The organism is Mesorhizobium sp. C089B (assembly GCF_030323125.1).
Lineage (GTDB): Bacteria > Pseudomonadota > Alphaproteobacteria > Rhizobiales > Rhizobiaceae > Mesorhizobium.
On the sequence record NZ_CP100469.1, the window covers coordinates 6,445,584 to 6,463,565 of the forward strand.

Consider the following 17,982-nt stretch of genomic DNA (forward strand, 5'->3'; position numbering starts at 1 on the left):
GGTCCTCATCCACGGAATTCATCGCCGGGTCGTGATTTCCGACCAGAAATGCCCGCCCCAGAATGCCCATCATGGAAGGGAAGACAAAAGCGTTCCGCTTGCCTATCAATATTGCCGACCAAAGGAGAGACGAGCATGAGCAAGACGGCACTGATTTTCTGGGGCGGATGGGAGGGTCACACGCCGGCCCGCAGCGCCGCTGTCGTCAGCGAGATATTGACCGGGCATGGCTTCGAGGTGCGGATAGAAGAGGGCACATCCGCGCTCGCCGATCCGCAGCTCCCGGTCATCGATCTGATCGTGCCGGTGATCACCATGTCGACGATCGAGAAACCGGAGCTGCAAAACCTCACCGCCGCCGTCAGCGGCGGAACCGGCCTTGCCGGCTTCCACGGCACAATGGGCGACAGTTTTCGCAACGAGCCGAACTATCAGTTCATGACCGGCGGCCAATGGGTCGCGCACCCCGGCGACATCATCGACTACCGTGTCGACATCATCAGCGACGATCCGATCGTCAGGGGTATCGAGGGTTTCGCCTACCATTCCGAGCAGTATTACATGCATGTCGACCCGAGCAACGAGGTGCTGGCGACGACGACGTTCAGCGGTGAGCATCTCGACTTCATCGACGGCGTCGTCATGCCCGTGGTCTGGAAGCGCCGCTACGGCAAGGGCCGCGTCTTCTTCAGCGCGCTCGGCCACACCGCGGATGAGTTTTCCGTCCCGCAAATGCGCACCATCTTCGAGCGTGGGGTGCTGTGGGCCAGCCGGTAACCGGGGCCTGTCCGAGCAAGCAACGGCGATATCACGCCTCCGCTACTCGCTAAGCCGCGGCTAACGCTCTATGCTGGCTGAGGTCACGGCGTTCGACCGCCGTCATCGCAACTGAAATGTGTTGTCACGGGGGACATGCATGTTCGGGGTCGTCGGATTAGTAAGGCATGGAAAGCCGTCGCAGCGCTGGCGTCCGCCCGCTCTGGTGGTAGTGGTGTTCGGTCTGTTGCTGCTTGCGCCGCACGCGGCCAACGCGCAGCTGAACTGGACGCTCGATCCGGCGAATTCGACACTTACCTATCAATCGGTGAAGAAGAACACCATTGTCGAAACCAACAAGATCAGGAACCTCTCGGGCACGCTGACATCGGATGGCGCCGCCAAGGTCACGTTCGACCTCAACTCGGTCGACACCGGTATCGACCTTCGCAATGTCCGCATGCGCTTCCTGTTCTTCGAAACCTTCAAATTCCCGACGGCGGAAGTGACGGCGAAAGTCGATCCCGCCGCTTTTGCCGATCTCGCCACCAAACGGCGCATGAGCGCGCATATCCCGTTTCGCCTGAGCCTGCACGGCGTCGACAAGGACCTTGAGGCCAATGTCGTGGTCACCATGATCACCGACAGCATGGTGTCGATCGCCTCGGAGGCGCCGGTCGCCGTGCATGTCGAGGATTTCGGCCTGTTGCCCAACATCGAAAAACTCCAGCAGGCGGCCAATGTCAGCAGCATCGTCCCGACGGCTTCGGTGTCGTTCGACTTCGTCTTCACCGCTGATGGGGCCAAGCCGGCGGCGGCGCCTGCCGTCGCCGCCGCAGCCCCAGCCGATGCCGGGCCGGTCGCCACAGATGCAGGCAAGACGTCCTTCAGCGACGATGAATGCCTGAACAGGTTCGAGGTGCTGTCGCGCACCGGCGCCGTCTATTTTCGCCCAGCCAGCGCTCGGCTCGATGAAAAGAGCCGCCCACTGCTGGCCGAGGTGGTCGGCGTCGTCGGCAAATGTCCGAAACTGAAGGTCGAGGTTTCGGGCCATACCGATTCCGACGGCTCGCCGACGGCCAACAAGAACCTGTCGGAACGGCGCGCCAAGGCGGTCGCCGACGCGATCATCGCTGCGGGCATTCCATCGGCGCAGATCACGGCTTCCGGCTATGGCGAGGAAAAGCCGGTGGCGCCGAACGATACGCCGAAGAACAAGGCGCTGAACCGGCGGATCGAGTTCTCCGCCACGCCGCTCTCCAACTGAGCCGGTCCTTAACTGAGAAGGCCCGTCAACCGAAAAGGAATCCGGTGCGTTTGGACATGATTGCAAGTTGCGGCAACTTCATGCGCGGCATCGGCCTCGCCGTGCTGGCGCTTGCGTTGACCATGACCATTACCATGACCGCGGCCAGTGCCGAACGCCGCATCGCCCTGGTGCTCGGCAATTCCCATTACCGGAACGCGCCGGTGCTGCCCAATCCGGTGAACGATGCGCAGGCAATGTCCGATCGCCTGAAGGGGCTGGGCTTCGAAATCGTCTCCGGCCTCGATCTCACCAAGGCGCAGACGCAGGAAAAGATCGCGCAATTCGCGCGGCAGGTGCGTGGCGCCGATATCGCGCTGTTCTTCTATGCCGGTCATGGCCTGCAGGTCTCGGGCAGGAATTACCTGCTGCCTGTCGATGCGGCGCTGGAGGACGAGACCTCGCTCGACTTCGAAGCCGTGCAGGTGGACTTCATCCTGCGGCAGATGTCGCGCGAGACCAGCATCAGGCTGGTGTTCCTCGACGCCTGCCGCGACAACCCGCTCGCCGATGTGCTTGCCAAGGAGACTGGCGGCGACAGCACGGCAAGCAGCGGCCTTGCCGAAGTACCGATCGAGAATGGCGGCGCCGGCACGCTGGTCGCCTTCGCTGCCAGTCCCAACCAGCTCGCCTATGACGGACCGGGCGAGCACTCGCCATTTTCGGCGGCGCTGCTTGCCCATATCGGCGAGGTCAACGTCTCGATCACCGAAGCGATGAACCGGGTTACGTCGGATGTGTTCAAGGCCACAGCCGGACGCCAGCAGCCCTGGGTCAACGTTTCGCTGACCACCGATGTCGTGCTTCACAAGGTCGATCTCAAGGCGCCGCTGATCGTCGGCGATTCCGGCGCGGCTGCGCCCGAAGGCGATACGCAGGCGCGCACCGGCGCGGCCGCCAATCCGCCGGGTACGGACGCCGGCGAGCAGGCGCTGGAACAGCTGCGTGAGGAAATTCCGAAGCTGGGCTCGGACGCGCCAGTCCTTTTCGACGTTCCGGTCAATTTTGGCGACCCGGCGATCGACGGCAAGAGCATCGCCCAGCTCATTCAGGGAAAGCCGCACTTCAGTCCCGTCGAGGGCCTGGAAAAATCCGTCTGGGACAACCAGTGCAGCAACTGTCATCAATGGACCGAGGAGCGGCTGTGCGACCAGGCCAAGACCTACGTCACCAATGACGTCTCGGTGTTGCGCCTGCAACATCCGCTGGGCACGCGCTTCAAGGTGGCGCTCGGCAAATGGGCGCAAAACGGCTGCAAATGAGACCGCCAACAATGGGTTGGATCAGATTTCAATGAAATCTCATCACGATCCAGAGCAATCAGGCTCGGCGCAGCGCCTCGGTTTCGGCTAGATGGATGCCCATTTCGACAAAGGCGGTGAGCACGGAGAAGCGGTCCGCCACCGCAACCCGCGCCAGTCCGGCCAGTATGCCGGCATTGACGGCATGCGCAGCCGGCAGCGGCCGCAGCCCCGACCCGTTCTGCGCAGCCAGGCCGCTGATATGCCGTTGCGCCGCGAGCGCGATCCAGCCGGCAGGCGTGTGCTGCTGCGTCATCGCCGCCCCGGCGACAGCCTCCCGGCGGGTTGCATTGTTGGGGTCGCCGACCCAGTCCTGGATCAGTGCCAGCGTTGCGAGATCCTGCTCTTCGAGCAGTTCGGTCAGATGCCCAAGGCACTCGTGGCCCCACCAGATTGCGGCCCGGTCAGGCAGGAGATAGGCGCAAAAGGTAATCGCTTCCTCGGGGATGCGCCCGGCCATCAGCCGGCGGCAGAACTCGAGCGAGGGTTGGTCGGTCGGAACGGCCGTCATGTCCCGGGCGACAGCCGTGTTCGCGGCGAAGAGATCGCGTGCGGTCTGGAATCGAAGCCCCTTGGCCATCGCTGCTGTTGTCCTCCCCCAGGCCTCACTCAACCCGCCTGCGAGGCGCGGGTCAAGTCTGTCGACCACCACATGTCCATGACGTTGTTCACAGACAAACGCCTCACGGTTTGGTATATTCCACAGCCGACCGTGATCTCGACAGATCATTGTCGAACAGGAAGAGTTGGCCCGGATCCATGGATCGGGCCTGAGTGAAAATCGGATGCTCGAAACGGGAGTAACCGTTATGCAGCGGCACATTTCAGTCTTGGCATTGGCGACCGTGCTTTTCTCGACTCACGTCTATGCCGACCCACTTCAGAAATCGGAAGACATTGTGAAGTTCTTTGCCGGCTCGATCGATCACGGCGCGGCACGCGGGATTTGTGTCGGCACCGAGGACGAGTGCAAGAGCAAGACCAGCCAGAAAGAAAAGCCGCCGGAGAAGACCGGCCTCGATATGCTGATCAATTTCAGCCTGGATTCGTCCGAGCTCGACGCCAAGGCGCGCAGCGAACTCGACGAATTCGCCAAGGCGCTGAAGGACGACCGGCTGAGCAAGCTGTCCTTCGTCGTCGAAGGCTATACCGACGCGTCCGGCTCGGCGACCTACAATGAGGGGCTGTCGCAGCGCAGGGCGCAGTCGGTGACGGCCTTCCTCGAATCCAACGGCATCGAAGCCAACCGCATCAAGGCGGTCGGTCTCGGCGAGGCCAATCCACGCAACCCCGACCCCTACGATCCTGTCAATCGCCGGGTCGAGATGCGGATCAAGGCGCAGTAGCGTCGCCGGCTGCGTCTTCCGGCCGTCATCAACGCCGCGCGTCCAACGGACACGCGGCGTTGTCGTTGTTCGAGGTGATCGATCAGTTCTTGAGCACGCCGCCGACTGCTACGCCGGTGCCGAAGATCAGCGCCTTGGTCAGGAAATCATTGTTGTCCCGGGGTGGCGGTTCATCCTCGCGCACGACCTCCCGGTTGCGCCTTTTCTGCACGAACTGCTGTTGCCGGCGCGGCTTCTGGGCGTACTGCTTCTTGCGTGGCTTTTCCGCCACCGGCTTCAACGTGCGGGCCTTCTGCACCACCTGTTTTCTCGGCTTGTCCACGCCGGCCTGGTCGGCCTCATGCTTGGCATGCACGGCCTCCATCATCGGATCCGTCTGGATAACCAGGAACGCCAGTTGCTCGCGCGTCAGGAAGGTGGTCGGAGGCAGCCCGTTCCCCTCTTGCCAGTCGCCGATCGCTTGCCGGGTCTTGGCGCCGATATTGCCGTCGACGCGGCCAAGCTCGTTGCCCAGGGCCTCGACGCGCAATTGCAGGTCGATGCGGCCCTGGCGATCGAGACCGATCGCGTTCTCCGTCGCCTCGGTGCCCAGCACCTTCTTCATGTCGTCCGAAATGCCGACCGAGGTGCGTACGGCAGAACCCGAGTTCGCTTCTTCGGCAGCAAGCGCGGCGACTTCCCGTTCCTGGGCTTTCGGATCGTTCAGCGCGTCGATGTTGAGCCGCGCCACCGTGGCGAAGCGGCCATTCGGGAACTGTTCGAGATAGGCTTCGTAGAATGGCGCGGTGTTGCGCTTCGAGGCCTCGTCCCAAAGCCGCTGCTCGACTTCCCACGAAGGCGGTTCGCTGGTGACGAGAGCAGGGGCGGGCGCTGCCGCGGCGTTCGCGTCATCGGCGGCCGGTCTTACCATCGGCGCGGCTTGGGCGGCCGGTTTGCCAAGGAAAACCTCGCGGCCCAGCGATGCGTTGTGCCATGGCCGCTGGCGGCCTTGCGTGGTCTCGGCCACTTCGCCGCGCACCCGCGTCAGCGCGCTCTGGATCTCGACGCCGGGTTCGGTCAGGTGCCTGGCGAGCGCGGTCGAGTAGGGGCTGTCGACGCCGTTGCCGTCAAAGGCGATGGCGCCCGGGTCGGTGGCATAGGCAATCAGGATGCCGCCGGTGCCGACGCCCTCTGATTTAGGGTCGATCGGCGCCAGGCCGGTGCCCAGCGCGGTGGAGCGGGTCTTCGGCATCGCGGCCGCCAGTGTGCGTGCCAGCGGATTGTCGCGGCAGGCATCGAGGATGATGACGCCGACCGCCGGGTCGGGTGGCAATGCGGCCATGAAGTCGTCGATCTGGACGGTGCGGGTCTTGAGATAGGCAGGTGACGTCAGTTCGGCGTCGACCGGGATCAAAAAGTTCTTGCCGTCGACCTGCATGCCGTGGCCGGCATAGAAAATGACGGCGAGGTCGGCATCGTAGGACTGCTCGGTGAATTTGCTGATCAGGCTGTGCATGCCGGCATTGTCCTGGTCGACGCCCTCGATCACCTCGAAGCCGGCATTGCGCAGCGTCGATGCGATGAGATGCGCGTCATTGGCCGGATTGGGCAATTCGACGGCATGGACGTATTTGCTGTTGCCGATGACCAGCGCGACGCGTTTGACGCCACCGGCATCCGGCGCCGCCGCCTGGACGGTGCCAAGCGCGGTCAGCATTAACAGAAAAAATCCGCTCAAAAGGACGGCAAACGCTTTCATGGGATCGGCCCTCCGCCCCAATGGGGCGCGTTTATTGATGGCTGCGCATGCTAAATTTCACCAGCGACTGTATCGCTTCTGCCAAAATGGCTGTTGGGCGTATGTGATCCCAGCCACAGTTTTGGTTCACAAGGACCCAAAAACCTTCCCAAATATCCGCAAACATACCATTCGCCGGCCTCAGAACCAATCGGCTTGGCGAAAGCCGGGGCGAACTGCCAGCTCTAGCTCGGCTCAAGAGTATTTTGGATCGAGCCGACCAGTGCCGTTATCGCCTGCTTGTATTTTTCGAACTCCGGCGATGTCTGGCGGACTTCCGTCGTCGTCTGCTGGCCCGCATCGGTGGTGGCGGGCGTCGGCAATTTGCGGCCCATCTTCCGTTCCGCCCAGTCGACGACGTAGCTGGCGGTCTTGCCGGCAAGAAACGGGTTGGCCTGGATAACGGACGAGCCGAGCACGGCGCTCAACTGCGCCGATCCCGGCGACGCCAGCACCTGATGGGCGCCTTCCATACCGAGGAAATGGCAGAGATAGAGCCGGCCGGCGGTGATCTGGTGGCCACGCGCCTTGAGATAGGCTTCGCCCTCGCGCGCCAGATTGCGCACCATCTCACGCGAGATGGTGGCGTCGTAGCGCAAAGCGAGCAGGTCTGCGGTCGACAGCGAGCGCGCCAGTTCGGGACGATAGGTGTTCATCATCCGGATCCAGGTCTTGGATATGAACTGGCCGGCGCCTGTCGCCGAAGACAGCGGGTTCTTGGCCCGCGCGCTACCGCCCGATTCGACGTGGACGATACGGTCGGTCAGCGTTTCGACGGCGGGATCGCTGGAAGTGACGGCGATTGCAGCGGTCACTGTTCCGAGCGGATCGATCGCCTGACCGCTCTGATAGAGTTCGAAATGCAAATGTGGCCCGGTCGACAGGCCGGTGGTGCCGATATAGCCGATAATGTCGCCGGCCTTCACCTTGGTGCCGACACCGCTGGCAATGGCGAATTTCGACATATGCGCGTAGCGCGTCTCGCGGCCGCCGCCATGGGCGATCTTGACCACATTGCCGTAGCCGCCGCCGTCGCCCTGGAAGATGATCTCGCCGTCGAAGGCTGCTGCGATCGGGGTCCCCACGGGTGCTGCCCAGTCGACGCCCTTGTGGATGCGAACAACGCCCAGGATCGGATGCTTGCGCGGCCCGAAGGTCGACGTCATGACACCGTTGACCGGCGTCACCATGCCGTTGGCCACCGTCAGCGAGCGCACCTGGTCATCGCCCGAGACGCAGGAAAACTGGCCGTCGCCCTGCTGGAAAACGAAACAATCCAAGCTCTTTTGCGTGCCTTGTATACCGACATAGAGCACCCGTCCGTCGGTCTCGTTCTTGCCGCGCGGCGTCTGCGAATAGATCAGCACAAGGCGCTGGTCCTCGCTGGCGAAAGCATCCAGATCCTGTCCGCGCGACAGATACATAATGGCTTCGCCGATGATGCCGCTCGGCACATTGTTGCGGGCCGCCGTCGAATAGATCGCGTCGAGCAGGCGGTATTGCCGTTTCTGCGTGCCTTCGGTCTCGGCGCCCGAATAATTGAACAGGTCCTCGCGCACCCACGGGTCGACGCCCGACACGAAGGCACCGGCCGCGTTGCGTGTCAGCGTGCCGACAAAGACGTTCCTGGCGTAGATCGAGACCTGCATCAGCGACATCGTCGTGGTCTCGCGCGTCGGCCTAAAGCCGCGCATCGCCACGACATAACCAGGCTGCAGGCCGTCCTTGTCGAACAGCGCCTTCAGCGCCTCGCCGGCAAGCTTTGCGTCGTCGGCGGAAAAATGCGCATCGAGCGCCACGCTGTCCAGGCTGCGGTCGTTGAGGATTTTCACGAAAATGTCCTCGGTCGCCTCGAAGCGCTGATGTTCCGAGCTGACGTTGGCAACGCTGGTGTTGTTTTCGACCGCTGTCTTCTGAAAGGCGGGGAGTGCTGCTTCGCCCTCATCGATGGTCTCGCCCCAGCCGGCCTCGGGGTCATCGGCCGCCGCCGATGCACCCGGAGCAGCCTGCGGGTCAGGAGCTGGGCCGGAGGCCGCCGGAGCCCCGTCCGCGCCGGGCGATGGTTGAAGATCGTTCTGCAGGTCATTCTGCGGATCGTTGGGTTCGGCGGGTGGCGCGACCGCGGTCTTCCGCTGCGCCTGGAAGAAGGCGAAATCCTCCTGCGTCGAGGGGATCGTCGTCATGAATTTTTCGCTGGCGCTCAGCATCACGTCGGAGAGAACCATGATCTGAGGGGAGATGCCGGCCTGGTCGAGCTCCGTCGGGCGCGGCATCCCGCGGCTCTTGGCGGCGCCCGCCTCCGGCGCCAGTGTGATCCACATCGGGTCGCCGGCAAGGTCGATGATGGCCGGCACGTAGACCGATGCGTCGGCCGGCACGTCGTCCGAGTCTTCGACGGCATGCAGTTCCTCGTCCTCGTCGCGGAACGACCAGTAGTCGGCGGTAAGATAGAAGCCGGTGGCAATCGCGGCGAGGACGATTGTCGCCAGGCCAGCCGCCAGCCCGAGCCAGATCCTGCGCCTGCGTAGCGCGGCGCGCGCCTGCTTCTTTGCCTTGAAGCTGGTGTCGATGCTGTGCGTCACGGTGCGCTTCCGGTCAGGAAGAAGGTCCAGCGCACCTGTTCCTGCGTGTCGACTTCGAGAAACTTCGCCGCGATATGGCCGCGCTGCCAGCATTCATCGATGCCGCGGATCGAGAACCGCCGCCGCTCGATGCACATGTCGGTGGAGCCTGCCAGAATGGCGTGGCCGAAGACATCCGTCGCGTAGATGTAGATGTAGCGGTTGGTCAGCTCCTCGCGAATGACGTTGACGCATTGATTGGCGCCGATGGTCCACCAGCCATCGGTCTGGTCGGCATCGTCGACCTTCTGACCGACGGCAAGATTGACGACGTCGAGCGTCTGGTTGCAGACGGTGAATTCGGCGCGCGCATGCCCGGTGGAAAGAAGCGCCAGCAACAGCGTCGCGACCGCGCTCGCGGCGAGCTTCACGCGCACGTTCCGGGCAAGCAGGACGGGATCTCGGCGACGGCGTTGCATCGGCGTCGGTGCTAGCCGCCGAGGCGGAAGTATTTGGCGGTCGCCGAAAATGCCGAACTCCTGGCGCCGATCTCGTCGAGGATCCTGGGCAACAGCACCGAGGCCGGCGTCGGCGTTGTGAAGTCCGCCGCCTTTATGTCCTGCGGCCCGGTGATCACCATGATGATCTGCGGCAACGCCTTGCCTGCCGCCTTGTCGGCGGCGCCGAGCCCGATCGGGATCGAGAAGGTCGCCTTGTCGGCTTGTACGACAACATGATCGTCGAGGTTGAACGCGATGCCCCTGTGGTCGATCAGGAACACGCTCGACACCAGCCCGCCATGCGTCATCAGCGTGCCGTCGATCGGCGAGCCGTCCGGCACCGATGTCTGGTCGAGGACAAGCTGCGGCCTGTCGGCCGTGCTCGCGCCCATGAAACGCAGGAAGCCGGCGATCCCGCATTGCGGGGGCTGGATAAGGCGGACGCTGATATCCGGCTCGACATGGAACTTCGCCTGGAATTCCCCAAGCAACTGTTCGAAGGGTGGCACCGACGTGCCGAAGCCCTCGATCGCGACACCCTTGTCGGCGACCGACGTCACCGTCGCAAAAAAACAATCACCACCATTGAAGGCGCGTACCCAGGTGACCCGCTCCGCGGCCGCATCGGCCGGTGGCGGCACCTCCGGCTTGGGCACGTTCATGGCAATGTCGGGCTCTGCCGGCTTGTCGGCCTGCTCACCGCTGGCGATATCGGGCTGGCTCGGCTTAGGCTCCGCGGTCGGTTCAGGCGCCTGCGTGTCCGGCTTGGGCGCCTGCGCGGTCGGTTCAGGCGCCTGCGCCTTGGGCTCGGGCGCTTGAGCGGTGGGTTCCGGCGTCGGTGCTGTGGGTTTGGGGGCCTCGGCCGTCGGTTCAGGTGTTTGCGTGGCTGGCGCTGTCGCCTTGGGCTCTACCGGCGGACTGACAGGCTCGGGGTTCTTCGCGGCATCGGACTGTGACGGGCCGGATGGCGGTTGCAGCGCGACGGTCTTGTCGGTTGGTGCGGCCGGCAGCGGGGCCGTGGCGCTCGACGCGACTGGCGGCGTCGGCTGCGGCTCGACCGGCGCTTTGGCCTGATCTTCAGCCGGAGTCTCCGCTGGTTGCGGCTTTGGCACCGTCTTCTCGACCGGCGCAGTGTCCGAAACGGGCTTGTCAGCGACGATCGGCTTTGTCAGTTCGGGTTGGAGCGGCTTGCCGGTGTCGGTGACGCGAGGCCGGTCTCCGAATCCCACGATACCCGATGCATAGAGCCCTCCAAGCGATACCACGGCCACCGCCGACAGCACCGCGATCGTCAGATTTCTGCCTGTAGTAGCACGCTTCGGTGGTGTGCTTGCTCGCTTGGGAGTTTCAGCAGCCGGTTTCGGGTGCGACAGGTGCGCCGGGCGCACGTGCGGCACGAAAGACGGCTCCGCCGTGCCGCTTGGCGGGGCCGAACCGAAGCCTTGGGCCGGCGAGTCCCCGACCTTCGAGACAGGCCCTGCGGTCTGCCCGGTTCGCGGCAGACCGGGCCGGGGCGCGAGCGATGCCGGCGGCAAGGTCGCGTCGCTGTCGTCGCGCGTCAACCGGGCGATTTCGGCCATGCTGGCCGGTCGATCATCCGGGTCAGGCTGCAGCATCGCTTCGACAATGTCCCTGAAATCGGCATCGATGCCGGAGAGATCAGGGACGGTCCGCCGTTTTTCGACGATCTCGTATTGCGAGCCGCCCATATCGATCGGCTTGCCGCGCAGCGCCGCCGCCAGCACCAGCCCCAGGCTGTAGATGTCGGACTGTTCGCTGACCTCGCCGCCATAGAGCCCGAGTTGCTCGGGGGAGACGTAATTGTATTTTCCGGCAAACTTGCCGCCGATCAGCGTCTCGCCACCGACCGCGGCCGATCGCGCAATGCCGAAATCGATGATCTTTGCCCGCTCGACCCGGCCGCCCGGCAGGATGATGTTGTCGGGCGACAGATCGCGGTGGATGGCGCCGGCCTGGTGCACGGCGCTCAGGCCCGAGGCCAGCCGGTGGCACAGTTTGCGCACATCCGGAGTCGCCATCGCCCCGCCGCGCATGACGTCGTACAGCGACTGGCCGTCGACGAATTCCATCGCCAGATAGGGCCGCCCGATGCCGGGATCTATGGTGAAGACGTGGTAGCGCACGACCGCGTCATGCGACAGATGGTTGAGGATCGAGGCTTCCTTGCGAAACAGCGACAGGATCGTCTGATCGCGGGCGAATTCCGGCAGCACGATCTTGATCGCGACATGATCGCCGGTCTGGATGTTGTGGCCGCGATAGACTTCGCCCATGCCGCCCGACGCGATGCGTTCGTCGAGCTCGTAGATGCCGCTGAGCTGCGTGCCGACGCTGGTATCCGCCATGTTGGGCAATAGCCGGGTCTTGTCGTCGGAGCTCATCGGTCGCGGCCTTCTGCTCGGGACAGGCCATTGCCTTTGTCTCTGATCTTGACCAGAACGATGGTGACGTTGTCCGTGCCGCCGCGCTCAAGCACCATGGAAAGCAGCTTTTCGCAGGCAGCCTGCGGCGCTGCCGAGAGCACTGCAGCCGCAATCTCCGCGTCACTGACATGCGCCGTCAGGCCGTCCGTGCTGAGGATGAAAATGTCGCCGGCAAGGGTCTCTCCCTGCTGGAAGTCGATGGCGATTTCGTCGTTGACGCCGATGGCGCGGGTGATGACGTTGCGGCGCGGCCAGTTCTCCGCTTCGGCCGCGCTGATCGCGCCGCTGTCGAGCAGTTCCTGGACCTCGGTGTGGTCGCGCGAAATCTGCGAGATCGCGGCGTTGCGCACGAGATAGACGCGGCTGTCGCCCGACCACAGGCAGGCGAACCTGCCGTCCATGGCCAGCAGTGCGGCAACGGTGGAGCCGATGGTCACGCCGCGTGAGCGCGAAATCCGGCGGATCTCGGCATGCGCCCGGTTCAGCCGATCCTCAAAGCGGGCGCGCAGATCCGGCGCCGAACTGGCGATGCCGATCGTCGCCAGATGCTCGACAATGCTTGCCGAAGCGACTTCTCCGGCCTCGTGCCCGCCCATGCCGTCGGCCACCACCCAGAGGCCGATCTGCGGCTCGACCAGAAAGCTGTCCTCATTGTGGTCGCGCACGCAGCCCTTGTGGCTCACGCCGTAGCTCTCAAAGGCGGCATCGTTCACTTGCCTACGCTCCGCAACGCCTTGGCTGACGTGCCTGGCCAGTCTGCCACAGCCCCATTCATTAGAGTATCGAAATCTAAGCCGCTGATGACGGACCGTGTGGTGCCGCCGCTGTCTCTGCGTCCTGCAATCGCTGGTCCTGCCATGCAATTCCCCATCAGAAAGCCTTCGGACAGCTGAACGCGGAGAGCGCCGGCAGCGTGAACGGATTACCGTCCTCCCCGGTCTTGATCATGTAGGCGACATCGCGCCCGCCGATGAGGAAATGCGCTTCGAGACTGTCGCCATTGGCGGTGACCTGCCCTTGTCCAGCAATCGTTTCAACGCCCAGGGACCGTCGAACTTGATTGCGGACTCGCGGCCGGGCAGCTCCGGCGTCAGGCTGAGACTGGCCGAACCGGTCTTGCCCGGCCACGGAATCAGGCCCGGCGTGTTGCCGGCCTGGGTGGCCTGCAGCACCTGGCCGTCGATATTGAGCAGCGCCATGTCGGCATCGCCATGCAGCGACAGCGGCGTGAAGGTGATGTTGATCGACGGCACCGGCCCGCCGAGCGGAAAGAAAGCCGCGCGGATTTGTGCCGCGAGCTGAAAGTTCTTCAGCGTCGATTTCGCCAGATTGCGGCCGAACCTGGTGTCCTGCTTCCAGTCCCAGTCCTGGCCGCTCATGTCGACCAGCGACGCCAGGTTCTGCGCGAAGAACCGGTCGAGAACCCCGCCTGGAGAAAACAATCTGGCAAAATCCGCCATGGCGACATCGTCGGTACCGGCGGGGGCGAATGGAAAGCGCCCGGCAATCATCTCTTCGCACGGACGGCCGACGGTCTCCTCCAGCATCTCGTTGAGACGCGTGGTCGATGTTTCGGCGACGGTGCCCTCGAAATCGTCCGCCGCCGCGCTCACCATCCTGGCCAGCGCCTTCGGCAGCCGCGAGGCGTTGGCGCGTAGAGTCGATATCTGCAGCTGCAGATTGGCGTTGGCCTGGTCCGTCTGGGCGGGGACATCGGCGGCCAGCCGCACGCTCTGATAGATTTCTCGGAAATTCTGGGTCAGGGCGTCGAGCGGCCGCTGCCCCGGCGCCCCGGCCACCAAAGCCTGGAAAGACCGGAACTGGGCTTCGATGTTGGCGCCGGGATCCTTGTTCTGGGTGCTGACAAAGGCGGTCCCGGCCCTGCTCTGCGATTTGCGCGCCGCAATCTCGATGCCGATGCGGGCGAGGCCCTTGGCGCGCGCGGCGGCTTCCTGGTCGCTGTCTTGAGACGGCGCAGCCGGATTGCGCTCTTGCGTCAAAGCTGTTTCGCGCGCGATCGCCTCGAACAGCTGCATCAGCGGCGAACTCGGTGATCCCGCTGCGGACAGCGCCAGATATTGCGGTTTGTCGGCGGCCATTGCCTTGAACTTCAACCTGTCGAGCACCTCGTTCCACGCCGCCGCAAAGCCCTTGCCATAGCGATCGAGCAGCTCCGGGCCGAGCTTGAGCAATTCCTGGTCGAAACCGCCTTGCTCGCCGCTCGAGCCGATCACCCATTGATCGTCGACCAGCGCCTGCGCGCTCCTGGCAAGTTGCGCCAGATAGAAGTCGAAGCCGGCATGGGTGTAGAGACCGGGGACGCGAAGGCCGGCGAGATCGTTTCCGTCATTGCGCTCGAACAGCATCGGCGCTTCCGGGCCGGCTTGCGAGGCCACCGAAAAATCGTCCAGCGCCGCCGCATAGGTGGCCGACTGGATGAGAGCGGTGGCGCGATCGGCAAGGCTCATGCGGCCGAGCGAGCGCTGGGCGGATTCGACCAGCGCGCGGTTGAGTTCGAACGAGGGATCCTGGTCGTTGTCGAGCGCCAGCATGGCGCGCAAATGCTTCTCCAATTGCGCCCGGCCGTCGCGATTGTGGGCGCCGGGATAGCGGTTCTGTTCCCAGTCCCGTTTCAGCCAGGTGACGACCAGCTCGTCATCCACTTTCGGCGCCTTGCCGCCCAGCATCAGGTAAATCTTCAGCGGCTCGTACAGCGCCATCGGATCGGCCATCCTGGCCTCGATCGTGCGTTCGAGCTGGAACAGCAGGCGCGAGCGGAACATGCGCTCCAGCCCTTGCCGGTAGGCAGTCTCGGAAGCCGAAAGGATACGCTCGCGCTGGCTGAGGCCGAACGTCGCCGTGGCCGGCGTCGGCTGATCCTTGGTGTCATAGCCGGCTGGTAGGCCGCGCAGCGCATCTAGCGCACCGATGACGGTTTCGAGGTCGGCATCCGACACCGTCGTGCTGGCCAGCAGCGGCGCGGCTGTCGCGCGGTATTGGCCTGCCGCCTGGCCGGTCGCGGCGACCAGCGATTTGTTGGTCGTAAAGCTAAGGCCGAGAACGCCAAGCGCGGCGATCGCTATGGCCGCGATCGCTGTCAGGCCGGCGTAGCGGGCGATCGCAACGCGCCTGTCGGCCGCCCTGTCATAGGACACCCAGCCGGACTCGGCGAAAATGACGCGGCTCAACAGATCGTGCAGGAAGAAGCTTTTGCCGGTGCCGGAAAGATGCGCCTGGGCACTCCTGCCGAAACTGCGGCCTATGCTGCCCAGCAACTGGTCGATCGGCGTGCCTTCCTGCGTGCCGGAAGAAAAATACAGGCCGCGCAGGGGGCGTTCAGCTGCTTGCGCGTCGGCTCGAAAACGCCCTCGAGGAAATGCACGATCCGGCCTTTCAGCGCGCCGAGCTGCGCGGCGAAGCCGAAAATGGCGATGCGCGCGACCGGATCGGTCTCCGCCTGCAGCCGCTCGCTCATCTCTTCGGTCAGGCGCTTCACCAGCGCGTCGAATTCGGCTGGCGCTTCCGCGACCATGTTCAGGCCGCGCTCGGCGGTCTGGAAGGTCGCGCCCCACACCTTGCGCCGGCGTGCTTCGTCGAAACCGCCGAAATATTCCATGAATCCGGAGACCAGGTCGGCCTTGGTGAACAGCACATAGACGGGAAAGCGGACCTTCAGGACCTCGTGGATTTCCTGCAGGCGGCTGCGGATCTCGGCGACACGGGCCGCCTGCTCGCCGTCCGCCATCAGATCGGCAAGGCTGATCGCCAGGATGACGCCATTGATCGGCTGACGCGTCCGGTGCCGCTTGAGCAGCGACAGGAACGCCAGCCAGCTTTTGCTGTCGGTCCGTGCATGGGAATCCTGCGTCGTGTAGCGCCCGGCCGTGTCGATCAGCACCGCCTCGTCGGTGAACCACCAGTCGCAATTGCGCGTACCGCCAACACCCGCCACCGGCTGCGCCTGGCCCGACCCGGCAAGCGGAAAGTTCAGGCCGGAATTGACCAGCGCGGTGGTCTTGCCGGCGCCCGGCGGGCCGATGACGATGTACCAGGGCACGTCGTAGAGGAAGTTGCGCTTGCCGCTCGATTGCCTGAGCGTCGCGACCGCTTCATTCATGCGAGCTTCCAGCACCTTTGCATCGCTGCCGTCATCCTCGGCGCTGGCCATGGCAGCCTCCAGCGCCTTCTGCGCCTTGCGCCTGCGCCAGAACCGGATTGCATAGATGATCGCCACCGTTCCGACGACGATGCCGATGATCGCTGCCCGCAGCCAGATGGGATCCAACGGCCGGGCGCCGGCAAAGCGGATTAACGGGCCGGCGTACCAGACCGCGGCGGCAAAGCCGGCGAGCGCGAGCGCGCTGAAGATGCGCAGCAGCCAGCCGGTCACAGCATCTCCTCCCGCGGGATCATTACATCGACACGGCGGTTTTTGGCGCGGCCCTCCGGCGTTGCATTGTCGGCGATGGGCTCGTCCTCGCCCTTGCCCTCGACCTTTGTCCGCGACGGATCGCTGAAATGCGCTGCGATCATCTTTTCCACCGACTGGGCACGTGCGACGGAGAGGTCGAAATTCGATTTGAAGGCGCTGGTCTTCTTCGGTTTGACGTTGTCGGTGTGGCCGACGATCCGGATCGGCCCGCGCTCCGCGTCGAGAGCCGCCGCGATGCTGGCGGCCACCGGCTCGAACTCCGGCTTGACCTCGGCTCGTCCCGACTGGAACAGCAGGGCGTTGCTGATTTCCACGATGATGAAATCACCCTTGGTGCCGACGCTGACGCCGCCGCCTTCGATCTCCTTGGCCAAGGCAGTGCGGATGCGATCGACCTGCGCAATCGTCGTTGGCGCTGCGACGACTTTCACCTCCTCGGTCAGCGGCACGAAACCGGTGCGCTCGATGGTGACCGGCGTCGCCGGATTGAGCGCCAGCAACTCGCCGGCAACAGCCTCGCCATCATTGGTGATGAGCACGCGCAGCGTGAAAAAGGCTGCGGTCAAAACTGCCGCGGTTGCAGCGGCTATGGCCCAGAGCGGAACCCGCCTGGAGCCTTGCGCCGATGTGACCGACAAGCCTTGCCAGCGCGGCGAGATGTCGTCGTCACCGAGGACGCGGAAATAGGCTGATGTCTCGTAGGCGTCGCGGCGGACCCGTTCGAGGCTCTCGCGCGGCTGGCCGCGATACTGGCCTTCGAAGCCAAGCGACAGGCAGACATGCATCAGCTCGATGAGATTACGATGAGGTTCCGGCGTCGCCAGCACCGTGTTCAGCGCCTGGAAAAAACCGGCGCCGGTGGGTTTGACCTGGAAGAAGCGCTGCAGCATGGCGTGCTGCGCCCACGCATCCCGGCTGGAACCGGGCAGATTGGCGACGATATCGTCGGCGGTTTCGCAAAGCACATAGCTGGCGATGCGCGCATCCTCTTCCGAGGTATCGGTCCTGGCGATCTTGCGGTCGAAATCCTCGATCAGGCCGGCGACATGCTGCGCCAGCGGCTCGGCCGGTCTTTCGACAGCCATCAGCCGCAGATGCCCAAGCAGTATCAGCAAGGGCGCCGCGGCAGCGACGATCGGGTTGGCCGCGCCATAATCGACGGCATCGCTGGCGCCGAGCAGCGCATCCCATGGCGTTTTCCCCGCCGTCCCGGCTGAGCCGTGAACGGGCGGATCGGCCGGCGCGTTGGCGAATGGCGTTCCCTGATAGATCACCGTCCCCGTGACGTCGGACGGCGGCTGGCGGCCGGCGTTGGGATCGAAAACCGTGGGTTCCGGGACGCTGGCAGGGGCGATCACCGTACTGCCGGGGGCCGGCGCATCGCGGGCGAGAACCGTCTTTTGCTTGCGGCCGGGATTGGGGCGGCTGGGGCGGATGACGGTTTTGCCGGTCGGATCGAAAGGATCATCCTTCGAGCTCATCGCCGATCCCTGCCTCTACGCCCGAGCGCCGCGACGCACAGCGCCATGTCCGCGCAAACGCGGACCGCAGGACGCTAT

Annotated in this window: 11 protein-coding genes and 1 pseudogene; 4 read left to right on the top strand and 8 right to left on the bottom strand. The window is 64.4% G+C overall.

Annotation, left to right across the window (positions count from 1 at the left end; translation table 11 throughout):
• Nucleotides 1–135 precede the first annotated feature (135 nt).
• From NLY44_RS31455 to NLY44_RS31465, 3 genes are all read left to right on the top strand, one after another.
• The gene (locus NLY44_RS31455; RefSeq protein ID WP_023699774.1) at nucleotides 136–777 is read left to right on the top strand and encodes a ThuA domain-containing protein; all 642 of its coding nucleotides are present in this window, start codon (nucleotides 136–138) and stop codon (nucleotides 775–777) included.
• 139 nt (nucleotides 778–916) lie between these two features.
• The gene (locus tag NLY44_RS31460; protein WP_023804396.1) at nucleotides 917–2,023 is read left to right on the top strand and encodes an OmpA family protein; all 1,107 of its coding nucleotides are present in this window, start codon (nucleotides 917–919) and stop codon (nucleotides 2,021–2,023) included.
• 56 nt (nucleotides 2,024–2,079) lie between these two features.
• Nucleotides 2,080–3,324: a caspase family protein gene (locus NLY44_RS31465; RefSeq protein WP_031194609.1), complete on the top strand. Its 1,245-nt coding sequence runs from the start codon at nucleotides 2,080–2,082 to the stop codon at nucleotides 3,322–3,324.
• 58 nt (nucleotides 3,325–3,382) lie between these two features.
• Here NLY44_RS31465 and NLY44_RS31470 read toward each other — a convergent pair whose 3' ends face one another.
• A complete protein-coding gene (locus NLY44_RS31470) occupies nucleotides 3,383–3,943 on the bottom strand; it encodes a DUF6931 family protein (RefSeq protein ID WP_023804394.1) in 561 nt (186 codons plus the stop codon).
• 229 nt (nucleotides 3,944–4,172) lie between these two features.
• On the opposite strand from NLY44_RS31470, the gene NLY44_RS31475 reads away from it, so the two are divergent.
• The gene (locus NLY44_RS31475) at nucleotides 4,173–4,709 is read left to right on the top strand and encodes an OmpA family protein (protein ID WP_023804393.1); all 537 of its coding nucleotides are present in this window, start codon (nucleotides 4,173–4,175) and stop codon (nucleotides 4,707–4,709) included.
• Nucleotides 4,710–4,791: 82 nt separating this feature from the next.
• Here the strand turns inward: NLY44_RS31475 and NLY44_RS31480 are convergent, their stop codons facing one another.
• The 7 genes and pseudogenes from NLY44_RS31480 to tssL form a co-directional block, all read right to left on the bottom strand.
• Nucleotides 4,792–6,405 carry a caspase family protein gene (locus tag NLY44_RS31480; protein WP_245263679.1) on the bottom strand — a complete coding sequence of 538 codons (1,614 nt, stop codon included), beginning with the start codon at nucleotides 6,403–6,405 and terminating at the stop codon, nucleotides 4,792–4,794.
• A gap of 266 nt (nucleotides 6,406–6,671) precedes the next feature.
• The gene (locus tag NLY44_RS31485; RefSeq protein WP_023804391.1) at nucleotides 6,672–9,068 is read right to left on the bottom strand and encodes a M23 family metallopeptidase; all 2,397 of its coding nucleotides are present in this window, start codon (nucleotides 9,066–9,068) and stop codon (nucleotides 6,672–6,674) included.
• Entirely contained in the window at nucleotides 9,065–9,526 is a 462-nt protein-coding gene (locus NLY44_RS31490; RefSeq protein WP_050485828.1) for a DUF1036 domain-containing protein, read from the bottom strand. Before NLY44_RS31490 ends, NLY44_RS31485 begins: the two co-directional genes overlap by 4 nt.
• Nucleotides 9,527–9,537: 11 nt before the next feature.
• A complete protein-coding gene (locus NLY44_RS31495; protein WP_023804390.1) occupies nucleotides 9,538–11,949 on the bottom strand; it encodes a serine/threonine-protein kinase in 2,412 nt (803 codons plus the stop codon).
• Nucleotides 11,946–12,704 carry a PP2C family protein-serine/threonine phosphatase gene (locus tag NLY44_RS31500; RefSeq protein WP_023714861.1) on the bottom strand — a complete coding sequence of 253 codons (759 nt, stop codon included), beginning with the start codon at nucleotides 12,702–12,704 and terminating at the stop codon, nucleotides 11,946–11,948. Before NLY44_RS31500 ends, NLY44_RS31495 begins: the two co-directional genes overlap by 4 nt.
• Nucleotides 12,705–12,935: 231 nt before the next feature.
• Nucleotides 12,936–16,381: pseudogene (tssM, locus tag NLY44_RS31505) on the bottom strand (type VI secretion system membrane subunit TssM).
• Nucleotides 16,378–17,904: a type VI secretion system protein TssL, long form gene (gene tssL / locus NLY44_RS31515; protein WP_023804388.1), complete on the bottom strand. Its 1,527-nt coding sequence runs from the start codon at nucleotides 17,902–17,904 to the stop codon at nucleotides 16,378–16,380. Before tssL ends, tssM begins: the two are co-directional and overlap by 4 nt.
• Between the last annotated feature and the right edge of the window lie 78 nt (nucleotides 17,905–17,982).

What these genes read in the sequence shown, in the direction of transcription:
- NLY44_RS31495 (WP_023804390.1), bottom strand. Translation starts at nt 11,949, where the DNA reads ATGAGCTCCGACGACAAGACCCGGCTATTGCCCAACATGGCGGATACC.
- NLY44_RS31465 (WP_031194609.1), top strand. Translation starts at nt 2,080, where the DNA reads ATGATTGCAAGTTGCGGCAACTTCATGCGCGGCATCGGCCTCGCCGTG.
- tssL (WP_023804388.1), bottom strand. Translation starts at nt 17,904, where the DNA reads ATGAGCTCGAAGGATGATCCTTTCGATCCGACCGGCAAAACCGTCATC.
- NLY44_RS31490 (WP_050485828.1), bottom strand. Translation starts at nt 9,526, where the DNA reads ATGCAACGCCGTCGCCGAGATCCCGTCCTGCTTGCCCGGAACGTGCGC.
- NLY44_RS31470 (WP_023804394.1), bottom strand. Translation starts at nt 3,943, where the DNA reads ATGGCCAAGGGGCTTCGATTCCAGACCGCACGCGATCTCTTCGCCGCG.
- NLY44_RS31480 (WP_245263679.1), bottom strand. Translation starts at nt 6,405, where the DNA reads ATGCTGACCGCGCTTGGCACCGTCCAGGCGGCGGCGCCGGATGCCGGT.
- NLY44_RS31475 (WP_023804393.1), top strand. Translation starts at nt 4,173, where the DNA reads ATGCAGCGGCACATTTCAGTCTTGGCATTGGCGACCGTGCTTTTCTCG.
- NLY44_RS31460 (WP_023804396.1), top strand. Translation starts at nt 917, where the DNA reads ATGTTCGGGGTCGTCGGATTAGTAAGGCATGGAAAGCCGTCGCAGCGC.
- NLY44_RS31455 (WP_023699774.1), top strand. Translation starts at nt 136, where the DNA reads ATGAGCAAGACGGCACTGATTTTCTGGGGCGGATGGGAGGGTCACACG.